This window comes from Thiothrix sp. UBA5583 (assembly GCA_002425225.1).
Taxonomy (GTDB): domain Bacteria; phylum Pseudomonadota; class Gammaproteobacteria; order Thiotrichales; family Thiotrichaceae; genus Thiothrix; species Thiothrix moscowensis.
In genome coordinates this window covers 19,932-35,220 of the sequence record DILV01000016.1, presented here as the reverse complement: position 1 = coordinate 35,220, position 15,289 = coordinate 19,932, and the positions used below count along the sequence as shown (strand labels likewise).

Here is a 15,289-nt window from a genome sequence, read left to right as displayed (position 1 = left end):
AATACGAAATTTTGGCTATAATGATTTCAATTACCTTTATTTTTGAGATAATTGTGATTAAGCATCCACCCTTCAAGGATCAAACCCCTACTGCTGCATTCGCAGAGGTGTTTGTTGAAATCAACCAGCGTTGTCCTGAAAAGCTGATGGAATACATGGCTTTCCAGCGCCCAGTGGATGAGAAAGGGCGTTACCTTCACTTCGATGAAATGCGTTATCGGGTAAAGCCTGAGCTGAATGCCGAGTGGGTGTGGGCGGCACTACGTTATTCGCGTGACAGACAATTAACGCCCTTGGTAGCCTTGGGCGACCCTGCTGTTATCTGCCAATACCTGCAAACACCCACTATCCAGCAGGCACTGTCGATGGTGGATCGGTACACCAGTGCCTCCGCTCTCGATTTGATGAGCAGCAAAATCGGTGAAAAGACCCAACTGAATCACTACCTCATCAATGACCTGATTGAGGACGAAGCGATCAGCAGCAGCCAGCTCGAAGGGGCAGCGACCACGACGCTGGTAGCCAAAGAGATGCTGAAACGTAAACGCAAACCGCGCACCTCGGATGAAAAAATGATTCTGGGCAATTTCAGGATGATGCAGTTTGCGTGGGAACAACGTCACCAGCCGCTCAGTATTGAATTCATCGCCGACCTGCACCGCATTGGCGTTGAGGGAATTGATGATGCCAAATACACACCGGGACGTTTTCGGCGCACCGATGATGTGGTCGTCGTTGGCAAAGATGACGAGATCGTGCATCAGCCTCCACCAGCAACCGCCTTGAAGGAACGCTTGCGGCGCTTCGCTGACTGGATCAATACTTGCCACGATGATGCAGAAAGCAATGCCTACATCCATACACTGATCAAGGCGATTACCCTGCACTTTACCATCGGGTATGAACACCCGTTCCGCGATGGCAATGGGCGGGTTGCTCGTGGTCTGTTTTACTGGTTCATGTTTAAGCATGACTACACCGCGTTTCGTTATATCGCCATTAGTACCTTATTGAAAAAAGCCCCGATCCAGTACGGCAAGTCTTACCTTTACACCGAAACGGATGGCATGGATTTAACCTATTTCATTGATTATCAATGCAGGATTATTGTGCGGGCGATTCGGGGATTCCTTGATACCTACCAGAAAATACGCCGCGACATTGAGGCGTTTGACCGTTGGTTATGGGATAGCGGACTGTATCGCCAACTGAATGATAAGCAACGGATGCTGTTCAATATTGCCAAGGACGATAGCAACCAACACTTTACGGTGCGCGGTGTGGAAAACAACCTGAGGTGCTCCTACAACACGGCAGCGGCGGCACTCAATGGCTTGGTAGACCTGGGATTATTCCGCAAGCAGAAAGAAGGTCGGGAATGGGTGTATGTGTTGCTGGATAAACAGGCTATCCAGAAAAGCTGGAAAAGCTGATCCCCCCTGGTGTTGATACCGACCGACCAGTAAACGCTGCGCTTGGGGTTGTCCACAAAGCCGACCTATTGGCGTTCATCCTGTAAAGCAGGTATAAGTGTCATAACCATTCACGACCCCTTGGCACTGCAATGACAAGAATTCTATCCGCCTGTTTTATCGGTATCTTTTTGTCCGGCTGTTCGCTGGTGCAAGGGCAGTACGATGCCTTGCTCAACCCGCGCGAATCCGGCAAGGCTTTCGCTGCCGTCACCCGTCAGGTTTCACCGTCGGTGGTGTCGGTACAGTCGGAATTCCCCATTGACCCTGCCTCCCTGCAACTGTCGCCTGTCGAGCAGGATTTCCTCAGGCGCTATTTCGGCGAGTTGCCTAAACCGCGAGACAATCTGCCGCCCGAGGATGTGTTTGATGTTGCCCAGGGGTCAGGGTTTGTATTCAGGACAGAAGGCGGGCGCACCTACGTCCTCACGACCAACCATCTGGTGGAAAATGCCAGCAAGGTGCGGGTGGTGTTGTTGAACGGTCAGGAACTGGATGCCACCGTCAAGGGCGTGGATTCCCATTCCGACATTGCGTTGCTGGAAATGCCTGCGGTGGATGTGCCGCCCCTGCCGCTGGGCAATTCGACGCAACTGGATGTGGGGGAATGGGTGCTGGCAATCGGCAACCCGTTCGGCTTGCAACACACCCTGACAGTGGGGGTAGTCAGTGCCAAGGGGCGCACAGAACTGGGTATCAACGATTACGAGGATTTCATCCAAACCGATGCTGCCATCAACCCTGGCAATTCCGGCGGCCCGCTGGTCAATCTGGATGGGCAAGTGGTGGGTATGAATACCGCCATTTTCAGTAGCAGTGGTGGTTACATGGGGATTGGTTTCGCCATTCCGGTCAATTTCGTCAAAAGCGTGGCGGATCAGCTTATCCAGCAGGGTACGGTCGTGCGCGGGCAGATCGGGGTGATGCTCCAGCCGCTGACCCGTGACGTGGCTCAACGTCTGCAACTGGAGCGTGGGCAGGGCGGTATTCTGGTGACAGGGGTACAACCCGGTTCACCTGCTGCGCGGGCGGGTGTGCAAGTCGATGATGTGATTATCAGTTTTGCCGGTCAGCCGGTGGTGGATGTGGGCGATTTCCGCAACCGGGTGGCGGCCTCCAGCCCTGGCAGCCGTCAGGAACTAGGGGTTTTGCGGCGGGGAGCACGTGAAACTTTGGCGGTAGATATGGGACGCTTACCGTAACCCTTCATTTTTCATGAATTTTATATTTATAAATTATTGATAAATAAACAACTATTTTTTCATTATAATAATTAAAAAATACAATCATTATTTCTAAATCCTTCTGTGTATTTCTATAGTAGTATCCGCTCCGAAAGGGATAGGGGGTGCTGCTGTATATATCCCTTTTGGCTAGAAAGAACAAAAAATAAACATTTTGACCATCAATCTATAGCTAGGAGGAACCATCATGAGTATGGAGTATGTCGATCTTGACCCGCAAGAAACGGCGGAATGGCAAGAAGCCATTGATGTCGTGGTTGAGCGCGTCGGTGCAGAACGCGCCCGCCACTTGCTGCAAAAAACCATTGAGAAAGCATTCGAGTCTGGCATTGAGCCACCCGATATGCACACGCCTTACGTCAACACCATTCCTGTCGCGCAACAGCCTGTTTATCCGGGAAATTTAGAGCTGGAACGCCACATTTTGCGGGCATTGCGCTGGAATGCCACTGCGATGGTGGTACGTGCTAACCGCAAACCTGCTTCCCCCGGCGGTCACATTGCCTCATTCCAATCTTCCGCGATTATGTACGAAGTCGGTTATAACCACTTCTGGAAAGGGCATGATCATCCGAATGGCAGCGATATGTTGTTTATTCAGGGACATACCGCACCTGGTACGTATGCGCGCGCTTTCGTCGAAGGGCGGATCACCGAAGAGCAGTTAGAAAACTTCCGTATTGAAGCCGGTGGCAAGGGCATTTCGTCGTATCCACATCCGTATTTGATGCCCAATTTCTGGCAGTTCTCCACCGTTTCAATGGGCTTGGGGCCTATCATGGCTATCTACCAGGCACGTTTTTTAAAATATTTGGAAAACAGAGAGTTAACCAAGAAATCTGAAAATCATGCGGAAGGACGTAAGGTTTGGGCGTTCTTGGGCGACGGTGAAATGGATGAACCGCAATCCCAAGGCGCGATTGCGCTGGCTTCCCGCGAAAAACTCGACAATCTGGTGTTCGTGGTTAACTGTAACCTGCAACGCTTGGATGGCCCGGTACGCGGCAACAGCAAAATCGTGCAAGAACTGGAAGGCAATTTCCGGGGCGCGGGCTGGAATGTGATCAAGGTGCTGTGGGGTTCCGGCTGGGATCGTCTGCTGGATGACCCGCAATACGGTCAGTTACTGCGCAAGCTGATGATGGAATGCATCGACGGCGAATACCAGAACTTCAAGAACAAGGGCGGTGCGTACATCCGTGAACGCTTCTTCGGCAAATACCCAGAGCTGAAAGCGATGGTTGCCGATATGACCGACGAGCAGATTTACTACGATCTGATGCGTGGCGGTCACGATCAGGAAAAAGTCTACGCGGCGTACCACAATGCGGTGACGACCGTGGGTCGCCCGACCGTCATCCTCATGCACACCGTCAAAGGTTACGGCATGGGCGAAGCGGGCGAAGGCATGAATATCAGCCATCAGCAGAAAAAGCTCAGTTCCGACCAATTACTGAAACTGCGTGACCGCTTTAATATTCCGGTTTCAGAACAACAAGTTGAAGGCGCGGAATTCTACAAGCCCGCCGCTGATTCGCCGGAAATGCAGTATTTGCATGAACGTCGTCAAGCCTTGGGTGGTTATTTACCGAACCGTCCGCAAAATTTCGAGACATTGCCAATTCCTGATCTATCTATCTTTGATGCGCTGTTGAAAGACACTGGCGAACGCACCATGTCCACCACGATGGCGATGGTGCGGGTGATGGTAGCGATTGCACGTCACAAGGAATTGGGGCCGCGTTTAGTGCCGATTGTGCCGGATGAAGCGCGGACTTTCGGTATGGAAGGCATGTTTCGCCAGGTCGGCATTTACTCCCCGGAAGGGCAGAAATACGAGCCGGAAGATGCCAACGACATCATGCCTTACAAGGAATCCAGCAAGGGGCAGTTGCTGGAGGAAGGCATTAACGAAGACGGCGCTATGTCCTCGTGGATTGCGGCTTCCACCTCGTATGCCAACAACCACAAGATGATGATTCCGTTTTATATTTTTTATTCCATGTTCGGTTTCCAGCGGGTTGGTGACCTGGCGTGGGCAGCGGGCGACATGCTGGCACGCGGTTTCTTGGTCGGCGGCACGTCAGGGCGTACCACGCTTAACGGCGAAGGTTTGCAACATCAGGACGGTCACAGCCAGTTGTTTGCCGGTTTCATCCCCAACTGCAAGTCCTATGACCCGACCTTCGCCTATGAAGTGGCGGTGATTGTGCATGACGGCATGAAGCGCATGTATCAGGACGGTGAAAACGTGTTCTATTACCTCACTACCCTGAACGAAAACTATGCCATGCCCGCCATGCCGGAAGGCGCAGAAGCAGGCATCATCCGGGGCATGTACCGCTTGCAAACGGCGGCAGGCAAGGCGGCAAACCGGGTGCAATTGCTGGGTTGCGGCTCAATCCTGCGCGAAGTGATGGCTGCTGCCGAGTTGTTGCAAGCCGATTGGGGCGTGGCAGCCGACATTTGGGCAACGCCAAGTCTGAACGAATTGGCACGGGATGGCGCAGCGTGTGCGCGGTGGAATTTGCTGCATCCTGATCAGGAAGAGCGCAAGCCGTGGGTCACGCAATGCTTGGAAGGTCAGCAAGGCCCTGTTATTGCTTCCACTGATTACATCCGCAGCTTTGCCGAGCAAATCCGTGCGTATGTGCCGGGGGATTACCACGTGTTAGGCACAGACGGTTTCGGGCGTTCCGATAGCCGTGATGCGTTGCGCTCACATTTCGAGGTAGACCGTTATTACGTCACCGTAGCGGCGCTGAAAGCACTGGCCGACCAGCAAAAAACCAGCCAAGCCAACGGCAACATCACGGTGAAAACCGTGCTGGAAGCACTGGCGAAATACGGCATCGACCCTGAAAAACCCAACCCGCTGTACGCCTGATCTGGAGTTGATTTTATGAGTATTGAAATTCGTGTTCCCGACATTGGCAATTTCGCTGATGTCGATGTGATTGATGTGTTGGTGAAGGTTGGCGATACCGTTGCGATTGACGATGCGCTGATTACGCTCGAATCCGACAAAGCATCAATGGATATTCCCGCCCCGCGTGGTGGGGTGATCAAGGCAATCAACATCGCTGTGGGCGACAAGGTTTCCGAAGGCTCCCTGATCCTGTTGCTGGCTGATGCCGGTGAAGCCAGCGTCAACGTGGCTTCGGCTGCCGCCCAGCCGAAAGTCTCCGGTGGTGCTGCCGCTGCCGTGCCGGTCACGGTGGTCACGCCGACCGGTCTGGAAGACATCTGCGTGCCGGACATCGGCAACTTCAAGGATGTCGACGTGATTGAAGTGTTGGTGCAGGTCGGGGACGTGGTGGCAGCGGAAGACTCGCTGATTACGCTCGAATCCGACAAGGCATCGATGGAAATTCCCTCGCCCAAAGCGGGCAAGGTCAAGGAGATCAGGATTGCGGTCGGTGACAAGGTTTCCGAAGGCAGCCTGATTCTGGTTTTGGAAGTGGCAGGCGCATCATCCTCAGAGGCTGCTCCGGTTGCAGCCGCCATGCCTGCCGCTTCCCTTTTTGTTTCCCCGGCGACCAATGCCCCGGCGGTGGATGCGGAAAGTTTCCGCCGCGCCCACGCCAGCCCGTCAGTGCGGCGCATTGCGCGTGAACTGGGCGTTGACCTGACGCAAGTGGCAGGCTCAGGCTCACACGGGCGCATTACCGAAGCCGATGTGCGCAACTTTGGCAAAGGTGGCAGTGCTGTGGTCGCACAAGCTGCTACACCTGCACCAGCAGCAAAACCTGCCGCACCTGCTGGCGGTGAAATGGGTATTCCGCTGATTACCCAACCCGATTGGAGTCAGTTTGGTGCAATCGAAACTGTGCCGATGTCGCGGATTGGCAAACTTTCCGCCAAGCATTTGCACCGCGCATGGCTAAACGTGCCGCAAGTGACCCATTTCGACGAAGCCGACATCACTGAACTGGAAGCCTACCGCAACAGTTTGAAAGACAAGGCCAAGGCAATGGGCTTCAACTTCACCCCGCTGGTGTTCATGCTGAAAGCGGTGGTCGCCGCTCTCAAGGAATACCCGAAATTCAATTCGGCACTGGCGGACGATGGCGAAAACCTGATCCAGCGCAAGTTTTATAACATCGGCATTGCGGTGGATACGCCGGATGGCCTGGTTGTGCCCGTCATCCGCGATGTCGACCGCAAAGGCTTGTTTGAACTGGCACGCGAACTCGGCGAAGTGTCGAAAAAAGCCCGCGATGGCAAGCTGAAGGCGGCGGACATGCAGGGTGGCTGTTTCACCATTTCCAGCCTTGGCGGGATTGGTGGCACGAACTTCACCCCGATTGTCAACGCACCGGAAGTCGGCATTCTCGGCCTGACCCGTGCGCAAGAGCGCCTCAAGCGCGTGAATGGCGAAATTGTCGACCGTCTGCTGCAACCACTGGCGGTGTCTTACGACCATCGCGTGATTGATGGCGCGTATGCGGCACGTTTCGTCAGCCATATCGCGTTTGTGTTGTCCGACGTGCGTAACCTGATCCTGTAATGCGGGGAGTTGAATCATGAGTAACTTGAAAGCAGATATTTCCTGCCAGATGCTGGTGTTGGGTGCAGGCCCCGGCGGTTACACCGCTGCCTTCCGTGCTGCCGATCTGGGGCTGCAAACCGTGCTGGTGGAACGCTGGAGCACCTTGGGTGGTGTGTGTTTGAACGTCGGCTGCATTCCGTCCAAAGCCTTGCTGCACGCGGCAAAAGTGCTGGACGAAGCGCACGAAGTCGCCGATTGCGGCATTGAATTTGCCCCGCCCAAAGTCGACATCGACAAACTGCGCGGCTGGAAAGAAAAGATCGTCAACCGCTTAACCGGCGGTCTGTCGGGCTTGGCAAAACAGCGCAAAGTGCAGGTGGTGAATGGCGTGGGGACATTCCTCGACCCCAACCACGTTGAAGTCATCGGCAACGACGGCAAAAAAACCGTGGTGCGTTTTGAAAAAGCCGTGATTGCGGCGGGTTCGGAAGCGGTGAAATTGCCCTTCATTCCAGATGATCCGCGCGTGATCGACTCCACGGGTGCGCTGGAATTGGCGAGCGTGCCGGAACACATGCTGGTCATCGGCGGCGGTATTATCGGGCTGGAAATGGCAACGGTTTACGCCGCCCTCGGTTCTAAAATCACCGTAGTCGAAATGCTGCCCGGCATTATCGCGGGCGCGGACAAAGACGTGGTGAAACCGTATTTCACCCGCATTAAAAAGCGTTATGAAAACATCTGGTTAGAAACCCGTGTGACCAAAGTCGAAGCCACAGCGGCAGGCATGAAAGTCACCCTTGAAGGCAAACAAGCGCCCGCCGAACCGCAATTGTATGACCGCGTATTGGTCGCAGTTGGGCGCACGCCGAACGGCAAGCGCATCGGTGCGGAAAAAGCGGGTGTGGCGGTGGACGAACGCGGCTTTGTGCAAGTGGTCGACACGCAAATGCGCACTACCCAGCCACACATCTTCGCGATTGGCGACATCATTGGGCAACCGATGCTGGCGCACAAAGCGGTTCACGAAGGCAAAACCGCTGCCGAAGCTGCCGCTGGCATGGCAAGCCACTTCGACGCACGGGTGATTCCATCCGTTGCCTACACTGACCCTGAAATCGCCTGGGTCGGCGTGACCGAAGAAGAAGCCAAAGCCAAAGGCATGAACATCGGCAAAGGCGTGTTCCCGTGGGCAGCCAGCGGACGTTCGCTATCCTTGGGGCGCGACGAAGGCATGACCAAGCTGATTTTCGACGCGGAAACCGACCGCGTGATCGGTGCGGGCATTGTCGGCACGAACGCAGGCGATTTGATTGCCGAAGTCGCGCTGGCAATCGAAATGGGCGCGAATGCCACCGACATCGGCTTGACGGTGCATCCGCACCCCACACTGTCCGAAACGGTGGCAATGGCAGCGGAAATGTTTGAAGGCTCGATTACCGACCTGATTCCGCCGAAGAAAAAACACTAAACTGAACGCGGTTTAGGCAAAGAAAAAGGCGAGGCAACTCGTCTTTTTCTATTACGGGCATTTAAACGCAGTCAACTGTTCCTCACACCGGCTGGGTTTGTTGTCGGGTAGCGGCACAGCATCCGCCAGAATGTCACACGCAACCTGCCAGGCACCCTTGAACTGGTGTTCCGTTTCCATGCGGTAAAGCTGCCCGATCACGTCACTGGTGGCGCAATCCCTTTTTCTGTCCACCGCCAGTGCTGACTGGTAGACGCGGAATGCCTGCTCGTACTGGCCTGCGGCAAAATAACGGTCAGCCACGGCGATATAAAACTGCTTATCCAGCCCTACCTTGTTGGCGGGGTTAATGCTGCGGGCGGCAAGGCAGCTTTCGTCATTGATCAGTGTCTCCATACCATCCAGCGGAGCGGCATACGCACGGGCAATGCACAGGCTGTTCGGCATCCAGTCGGCTTTGGTGTTGATTTTGGTGGCACGCACCAGCGCCAGTTCTGCTTCAGTCGCGCTTTGCAGTGTGCCCGGCGCAAGCAGCAAAACCCCCATGTTTGCCCAGGCGAAAGCATTATTGCAGTTCAGGTCGAGTGCCTGTACATATTTTTCCATAGCTGGAATGGGTTGGTGATTATTGAATAATATTTTGCCATCCCCATCTAACTGGTTGGATGCCAGTTTTGCCTGCCCACTGGGCAGCGGGCGTTGCGGATCATCACATTTTTCTAGCAATTCCCGCACACTGGGTAATTCAATCAGGGGGGCAGTGCCTGCTGCGGTGGCAGTACCGCTTTCTGCCTGTGGTGCGAGCGTAATGACGCTGGTAGGCATTTCCTGCGGCTCGAATGCACTTGCATCCAGCAGGTCAGGCAACATCATTTTAGGCGCGGGTGCAGGCGCTATCACGGGCGGGATAAAGTTCGGAATGCGGATCGCAACCTGCGGGATTTCCGTTACTGCCATTTCCTTGCAGACCTGGGTCTGGGGGTAATCCGGGCACAGCAATCTGGTTTTGTCCCGCGCAGTACTCAGGGTTTGGTTGAGGATGTGGCGCAAGGTATCATTGTCGCTGGTTAGCCCTTTCCATTCGGCTGATTTCAGGCGTTTCAACAAGGTATCCAGACTGGCGGGGGTAATGTCGCTGCTTTTCAGTTGGGAACAGTGGTCAAACCAGGACTGTAAGGCGCTGTCAGGATGTTCAATCACATCGGTTTCACCCGAACAGTAGTAATACAGGTTGTGGCTGGCGGAAGCGACGTTCAGCAGACGGATACGGCTTTCCCGCAGCATCTCGATGATCAGATCCATGTTCAGCGCCTTGTCGCTGCGGCTGCCCAGTTCACGCTGGAAAATGAACATGCGCCCTTCCAGTTCCACTTGCAGGAACAGCTTGCCCTGATCCTGATACACCGAGCCAACAATGTTGTGCCGCCCGAAAATGCTGGAAATGAATTCCACCACATCAGTGATGGAAATACCGGTTTCCGGCAGCTTGATGCTGGAACCCAGCAGGTAATCTTCGGAATTGCCGGTGACAGCGCCGATGTTGATGTTTTCATCATTGCTGGTGCGTTTGACGGTGGTATAGATGGAGTTTTCCGCATCCAGCAGTTCGCGTTTGAGCAGGTTGGCGATGATGCGCCCACTGTCGGCATGGCTGTCAGCCAGGGATTTGGGCACGGAAAACGGCTTGACCAGCACCAGTTGCGAGCTTTGGTAGGCTTTCCAGACCACAAAAGCCACGATCAGGAACAGCCCTAAGGTAGCAAACAGGCGTAAAAACCCCATCAGCCTCTCCGTCAGCAGGCGCATCACGTCGAGTGAATGGATTCCCCAGTTGTGCAGGCGTTCCCGCCATTTTCCCCAGCGGGTCTCTGCCGTGAGGGCAGGTATTTCGGTAGGGGTGCTGTGTTCAGTCATGGTTGTGGCCCGTAGCGAGGTTTACACCGGAGTATAGGCAAAATGTTGCACGTTTTATGGCAAGATAGGCGTATGTAACAGTAACAAAGAGAGTATTACCATGAATGTGCAAATCAACGTCGACATGACCCCGGAAGAACTGCGCCGCCTGATGGGCTTGCCGGATGTGCAGGAATTCAACCAGAAAGTCATGGAGCAAATGCTGCAAAAAATGCAAGAAGGCGCAGAGGGCTTTGATCCTACGGGTATTTTTAAATCCAGCATCGTCAACAATGCTGATGCCATGAAGCACTGGATAAACCTGTTCGGCAATTTCGCCAGTGGCAAGAGTGCATAACAAACAGTAATCCTGCACAAAATCTGCAAAACATTTCTGCGGTATCTCCACATTAACAGGACAATACCTGCACAACTGATCCGTACCATGCATTCCTGACACTACTCACTGAACCGGCGACTGGCTCATGAATAACAATAAGCCGCATAGCCTTAGAGTCTGTTTTGCTGGTGGGTTTGACAAACCCGGAGACCCCTCCGAATGCCGGTCAGCGGTGCGACACCCGTTGGTCGGCATTCTTTGTCTTTCCGGTACTACAATAGATTTTTTATGGTAATTTCTTGGGTTTAGGGCATTAGAGGGTCAGGCATGAACAAACGCATACTCATTGCAGACGACGACCCCCATATCCGCGATGTCATCAGTTTCGCGCTGGAAAAAGCGGGTATGCAGGTCACACAGGCCGAAGAAGGCCGACAGGCACTGGAAACATTCCGTAGCCAGTCCGCCGACCTGATTGTGCTGGACATCAATATGCCGGAACTCGACGGGCTGGAAGTCTGCCGTGAAATCCGCAAATTTTCTGACGTGCCCATCCTGTTCCTGTCATCCCGCGATGATGAAATCGACCGTATCCTCGGTTTGGAAATCGGCGGGGATGATTACGTCACCAAACCGTTCAGCCCACGCGAACTGGTGGCAAGGATCAATGTCATCCTCAAGCGCACCCAGCCAAGCAGACCACCGGCAACTGAAACCCAGCCCGGCATCCTGCAATATGGCAAACTCAACATCTTGCCAGAGCAACACGCCGCAAGCTGGAACAACCAGCCCCTCAGCTTGACTGCTACCGAGTTTGCCATGCTGCAAATGTTTACCCGTCAGCCTACCCGCGTGTTCAGCCGCGACAGCATCATGAACAGTGCGTATGATGGCAATGTGTATGTCAGTGACCGCACCATCGACAGCCATATCCGTCATATCCGCCAGAAATTTGCCGATATAGGCTGTGAAAACGTCATCGAAACCGTCCATGGAGTAGGTTACAAACTCGCCACATGCCAATAAATGCCCGCCTGCCGCTGCCACGCAAAACGCTGTTCCGCTTGCGCAGCATTCTGCTGGTCGTAATGCTGGCAGTGTTGGCTTTGCCTTTGGGCGGTTTGTATTTTTTCCGCATTTATGAAAATGAACTGGTACAACAGACCGAGCTGGAACTGATTGCTCAGTCGGCAGCCTTATCAGCCACCTTTCGCCAACTAGTGCGGGATCAGCAGCGCGAAAACGATTTCGGCTACATCCAGTTTTCTTCCTCTCTGACCCAGCCGTATGCACCCTATGCCGCAAGGGTGCAAGCCGGTGATTCGTTTTACACTCCCGTCATACCGAGGGTAAACCTGATTGATCCGATTGCCCCGCCGCGCCCTGAAGCCCGCCCCAGTACCGAAGCGGTTGATCCGCTGGCTCGCAAACTCGGCGAACACATGATGCAAATCCTGCGGGATACCCAGCAGATTACCCTGACCGGTATCCGCGTGCTGGATGCCAACGGCACGGTCATTGCCGGGCGTGAAGAAGTCGGCCTGTCATTGGCACACATCCCTGAAGTAAAACAGGCATTGCAAGGCCAGTATGCCAGCATCATCCGCCAGCGGGTTTCCGATGAGCCGCCCCCACCGCTGTATTCGATCAGCCGGGGAACGCATATCCGTATCTTCATTGCCTTCCCCATTATCGAAAACGAGCGTTTGCAAGGGGTGATGTATCTTTCCCGCACCCCCACCAACATCATCAAACACCTGTATGAAAACCGGGGCATGGTGTTCCTTGCCACCCTGAGTTTGTTGGCACTGGCAGTGTTGCTGGTACTGTTTGTTTCCTCAACCATTTCCCGCCCGATCCGCGAGCTGTTGCGCCAGACAGAACGGGTAAGGCAAGGGGAACAGCTTGCGGTAGAACCCATCCAGAACCCTGTCACTCAAGAAGTGGCGCAACTGTCAGAAAGTTTCGCAGGCATGTCGCACGCACTGGCGGAACGTTCGGATTACATCCGCCGCTTCGCTACCCATGTGTCCCACGAATTCAAAACCCCGCTGACCGCCATGCAGGGTGCGCTGGAACTGCTGCATGACCATCTGGATACCATGCCACCGGCACGTTCCGAAAAATTCATCCAGAACCTACTGGCGGATACCCAGCGTCTCAAGCAACTGGTCAACCGCCTGCTGGAACTGGCACGTGCTGATGCCCTCGAACCCAGCAAGGAAACCAGCACCCTGCCTGACATTTGTAAGTCACTTAAAAGCCGCTATCAGGATCGCGGGCTGGAACTGCATTTCGGCAATGCCCTGCCGACCACGCCCTTGGCGATTGCCCCTGATGCCCTCGAAGCCATTTTCAACAACCTGCTGGACAACAGTCTGCAACACGGGGCGCACCGGGTAGACATCCACACCCGCTACTGGGTAGGAACCCTGCAAGTGCGCCTGCATGACAATGGCGAAGGCATTTCCCCTGCCAACCGTGACAAGATTTTCACTCCCTTTTTCACCACCAAGCGCAGCAAGGGTGGAACCGGCCTCGGGCTGGAAATCATTGCCTCCATCCTCAAGGCTTACGGCGGCAACATCCGTCTGGGCGAAGCCAGCCAGGGCGCAGAATTCGTGCTGGAACTGCCGCTGGAAAAGTCCGAACCCGAACGCAAGGGTCGTAACCATTCCCCACGATTATCGTCTTCCTGATACCGGTCAACAGGTTGCCCGTCTCCTTCCCCCGCACAGAAAACCAGAATAAGCAGCAGGAAAAGTTTGTTGGGGTGGTGAACCATGCGTTACCTGAAAATCTTGCTGTTGTGCCTATTGGCCTGTGTGCCTGCGATTCCTTCCGCATTCGTCGCTCCCGCTCAGATCACGTTGGAGAGTCAGAACAACTGGGGCGATGCCAATCCGCAGGATATTCAGGCTGCCTTGCAATCAGTCATTGAAGTGATCGCTCCCTATACTGCTGGGCGCAAGTTCGGCACGATCATTGTGCGCAAAAGCAATGCTGCTCCCATTTCCCTGTATGAGAAAGGCGTTAATGGTGAATACATCATCATGCTCAATGTACAGGGGCGGCACTGGTCACAGCTTGCTTACCAGTTTTCCCATGAAATGTGTCACCTGATGAGCAATTACGATCTGGCTCCCAACAATATTTCCCGCCAGCAATGGTTTGAGGAAGCCTTGTGCGAAGCCTTCAGCCTGTTTACGCTGGAGCGGATGGCAGCATACTGGGCAGAACACCCGCCTTACCCCGGCTGGAAGGATTACGCACCACGCTTCACCGAATACCTGCAAGACAACATGATGCAGACACACCGTCGCTTGCCGCTCGGTATGAAACTGCCAACCTGGTATCAGGAATACCACCAGCTTCTCAGTGATGACCCTATCGCCAGAGATCGTGACCTGAATGAGCTGGTAGCCAACCAGTTGCTGCCTGTTTTCAATGCAAACCCGGAAAATTGGATGGCTATCAATTACTTGAATCTAGGGGATGACAGGGGAGACAAATCCCTGCAAAAGTACCTGCATGACTGGGAACAAAACGCGCCCCCCAACCTGCAAGCCCCGGTCAGGGAAATCCGCAAGCTGCTGTTGAAGAACTCTGCATAAACCATTCTTCAGAAACAGGTTTTAGCCGCAGTAAAAAAACTCTATTATGATAGTGGCTAGACGCTGAACTTTTCAGTGTGACTTTTATCAATAAATATAACAAAAATACATTCACGGGGAACACGCCATGAACAAACCAATGCTGTTACTCGGTGCACTGACGATTTTCATGATGGGCTACTGGATTCCTGAAGACCGTCATGTTCCGGTAGAAGGCGCCAAACCATACGACTGGAACCCAGCCTCATTCTGGTACGTGGGCGGTCTGAACGCGCAAAAAGGAATCAATATTTTCGCCAGTAAGGGAACACCCGTGGAAGCGACTACGGGCGGCTGGGTTATTTACCGCGAAAATGACCCGGAAGGTGACAATTCCGTGTGGGTGCTGGGGGCAAAATGGCGCTTGCACCACTACGCCAATATGGACAGTGTAAACGTCCAACCAGCCTCTTGGGTGAAAACCGGGGAACAGATTGGCACGGTAGGCACACCTGTCAGTGCCAAGCCGCGCCCTGCCAACCTGTATTATTCCATCCGCAGTTTGCCCCCACAGGTTTCCGAGTGGGAACCGGACAAGCCGTTCGGGCTAGATCGGGTTTTTTACGTGAATCCGCATGAGTTTCTGACGGCTTATCAGGCTACAGATAGTAGTCATGAACAACCCAGTCCAGGTAACACCTCACCCACCCCGGAAAAGCCCTGAACATCCAGCATTTCGACAGTCGCCTAGCTTAAATGGAGTATACTGTGGCTTTGTAATTAG

The 15,289-nt window shown here is 54.0% G+C and carries 11 protein-coding genes; 10 read left to right on the top strand and 1 reads right to left on the bottom strand.

The window, feature by feature from the left end:
* Positions 1–53: 53 nt before the first annotated feature.
* The 5 genes from B2U47_RS05285 to lpdA all read left to right on the top strand — a co-directional run bounded on the left by B2U47_RS05285 (position 54) and on the right by lpdA (position 8,679).
* Positions 54–1,433 carry a Fic family protein gene (locus tag B2U47_RS05285; protein ID WP_296681668.1) on the top strand — a complete coding sequence of 460 codons (1,380 nt, stop codon included), beginning with the start codon at positions 54–56 and terminating at the stop codon, positions 1,431–1,433.
* 131 nt (positions 1,434–1,564) lie between these two features.
* Positions 1,565–2,674: a S1C family serine protease gene (locus B2U47_RS05280; RefSeq protein ID WP_296681667.1), complete on the top strand. Its 1,110-nt coding sequence runs from the start codon at positions 1,565–1,567 to the stop codon at positions 2,672–2,674.
* 229 nt (positions 2,675–2,903) lie between these two features.
* The gene (aceE, locus tag B2U47_RS05275; protein ID WP_296681665.1) at positions 2,904–5,603 is read left to right on the top strand and encodes a pyruvate dehydrogenase (acetyl-transferring), homodimeric type; all 2,700 of its coding nucleotides are present in this window, start codon (positions 2,904–2,906) and stop codon (positions 5,601–5,603) included.
* 15 nt (positions 5,604–5,618) lie between these two features.
* Positions 5,619–7,226, top strand: a complete 1,608-nt coding sequence (locus B2U47_RS05270) for a dihydrolipoyllysine-residue acetyltransferase (protein ID WP_296681663.1) — start codon at positions 5,619–5,621, stop codon at positions 7,224–7,226.
* A 16-nt stretch (positions 7,227–7,242) separates the two neighbouring features.
* Complete coding sequence (lpdA, locus tag B2U47_RS05265; protein ID WP_296681659.1) at positions 7,243–8,679, top strand: dihydrolipoyl dehydrogenase; 1,437 nt, start codon at positions 7,243–7,245, stop codon at positions 8,677–8,679.
* A 51-nt stretch (positions 8,680–8,730) separates the two neighbouring features.
* On the opposite strand, the gene B2U47_RS05260 is transcribed toward lpdA, so the two are convergent.
* Positions 8,731–10,593 (bottom strand): hypothetical protein, encoded by a 1,863-nt coding sequence (locus tag B2U47_RS05260; protein WP_296681657.1) that lies wholly within the window; start codon positions 10,591–10,593, stop codon positions 8,731–8,733.
* 100 nt (positions 10,594–10,693) lie between these two features.
* On the opposite strand from B2U47_RS05260, the gene B2U47_RS05255 reads away from it, so the two are divergent.
* The 5 genes from B2U47_RS05255 to B2U47_RS05235 all read left to right on the top strand — a co-directional run bounded on the left by B2U47_RS05255 (position 10,694) and on the right by B2U47_RS05235 (position 15,229).
* On the top strand, positions 10,694–10,930 hold the full coding sequence (locus tag B2U47_RS05255; RefSeq protein ID WP_296681656.1) for a DUF6489 family protein: 237 nt from the start codon (positions 10,694–10,696) through the stop codon (positions 10,928–10,930).
* A 309-nt stretch (positions 10,931–11,239) separates the two neighbouring features.
* Positions 11,240–11,938, top strand: coding sequence for a response regulator transcription factor (locus tag B2U47_RS05250; RefSeq protein WP_296681653.1), 699 nt, complete (start codon positions 11,240–11,242; stop codon positions 11,936–11,938).
* Positions 11,929–13,611 carry a sensor histidine kinase gene (locus tag B2U47_RS05245; protein ID WP_296681652.1) on the top strand — a complete coding sequence of 561 codons (1,683 nt, stop codon included), beginning with the start codon at positions 11,929–11,931 and terminating at the stop codon, positions 13,609–13,611. Before B2U47_RS05250 ends, B2U47_RS05245 begins: the two co-directional genes overlap by 10 nt.
* Positions 13,612–13,695: 84 nt before the next feature.
* Positions 13,696–14,526, top strand: a complete 831-nt coding sequence (locus B2U47_RS05240) for a hypothetical protein (protein WP_296681650.1) — start codon at positions 13,696–13,698, stop codon at positions 14,524–14,526.
* A 127-nt stretch (positions 14,527–14,653) separates the two neighbouring features.
* Positions 14,654–15,229 (top strand): M23 family metallopeptidase, encoded by a 576-nt coding sequence (locus tag B2U47_RS05235; protein ID WP_296681648.1) that lies wholly within the window; start codon positions 14,654–14,656, stop codon positions 15,227–15,229.
* The last annotated feature ends 60 nt before the right edge of the window (positions 15,230–15,289 follow it).

Excerpts from the sequence above, each read along its gene's own strand:
- B2U47_RS05270 (WP_296681663.1), top strand. The coding sequence starts at position 5,619 with ATGAGTATTGAAATTCGTGTTCCCGACATTGGCAATTTCGCTGATGTC.
- B2U47_RS05245 (WP_296681652.1), top strand. The coding sequence starts at position 11,929 with ATGCCAATAAATGCCCGCCTGCCGCTGCCACGCAAAACGCTGTTCCGC.
- B2U47_RS05235 (WP_296681648.1), top strand. The coding sequence starts at position 14,654 with ATGAACAAACCAATGCTGTTACTCGGTGCACTGACGATTTTCATGATG.
- B2U47_RS05280 (WP_296681667.1), top strand. The coding sequence starts at position 1,565 with ATGACAAGAATTCTATCCGCCTGTTTTATCGGTATCTTTTTGTCCGGC.
- lpdA (WP_296681659.1), top strand. The coding sequence starts at position 7,243 with ATGAGTAACTTGAAAGCAGATATTTCCTGCCAGATGCTGGTGTTGGGT.
- B2U47_RS05240 (WP_296681650.1), top strand. The coding sequence starts at position 13,696 with ATGCGTTACCTGAAAATCTTGCTGTTGTGCCTATTGGCCTGTGTGCCT.
- B2U47_RS05260 (WP_296681657.1), bottom strand. The coding sequence starts at position 10,593 with ATGACTGAACACAGCACCCCTACCGAAATACCTGCCCTCACGGCAGAG.
- B2U47_RS05250 (WP_296681653.1), top strand. The coding sequence starts at position 11,240 with ATGAACAAACGCATACTCATTGCAGACGACGACCCCCATATCCGCGAT.
- aceE (WP_296681665.1), top strand. The coding sequence starts at position 2,904 with ATGAGTATGGAGTATGTCGATCTTGACCCGCAAGAAACGGCGGAATGG.
- B2U47_RS05255 (WP_296681656.1), top strand. The coding sequence starts at position 10,694 with ATGAATGTGCAAATCAACGTCGACATGACCCCGGAAGAACTGCGCCGC.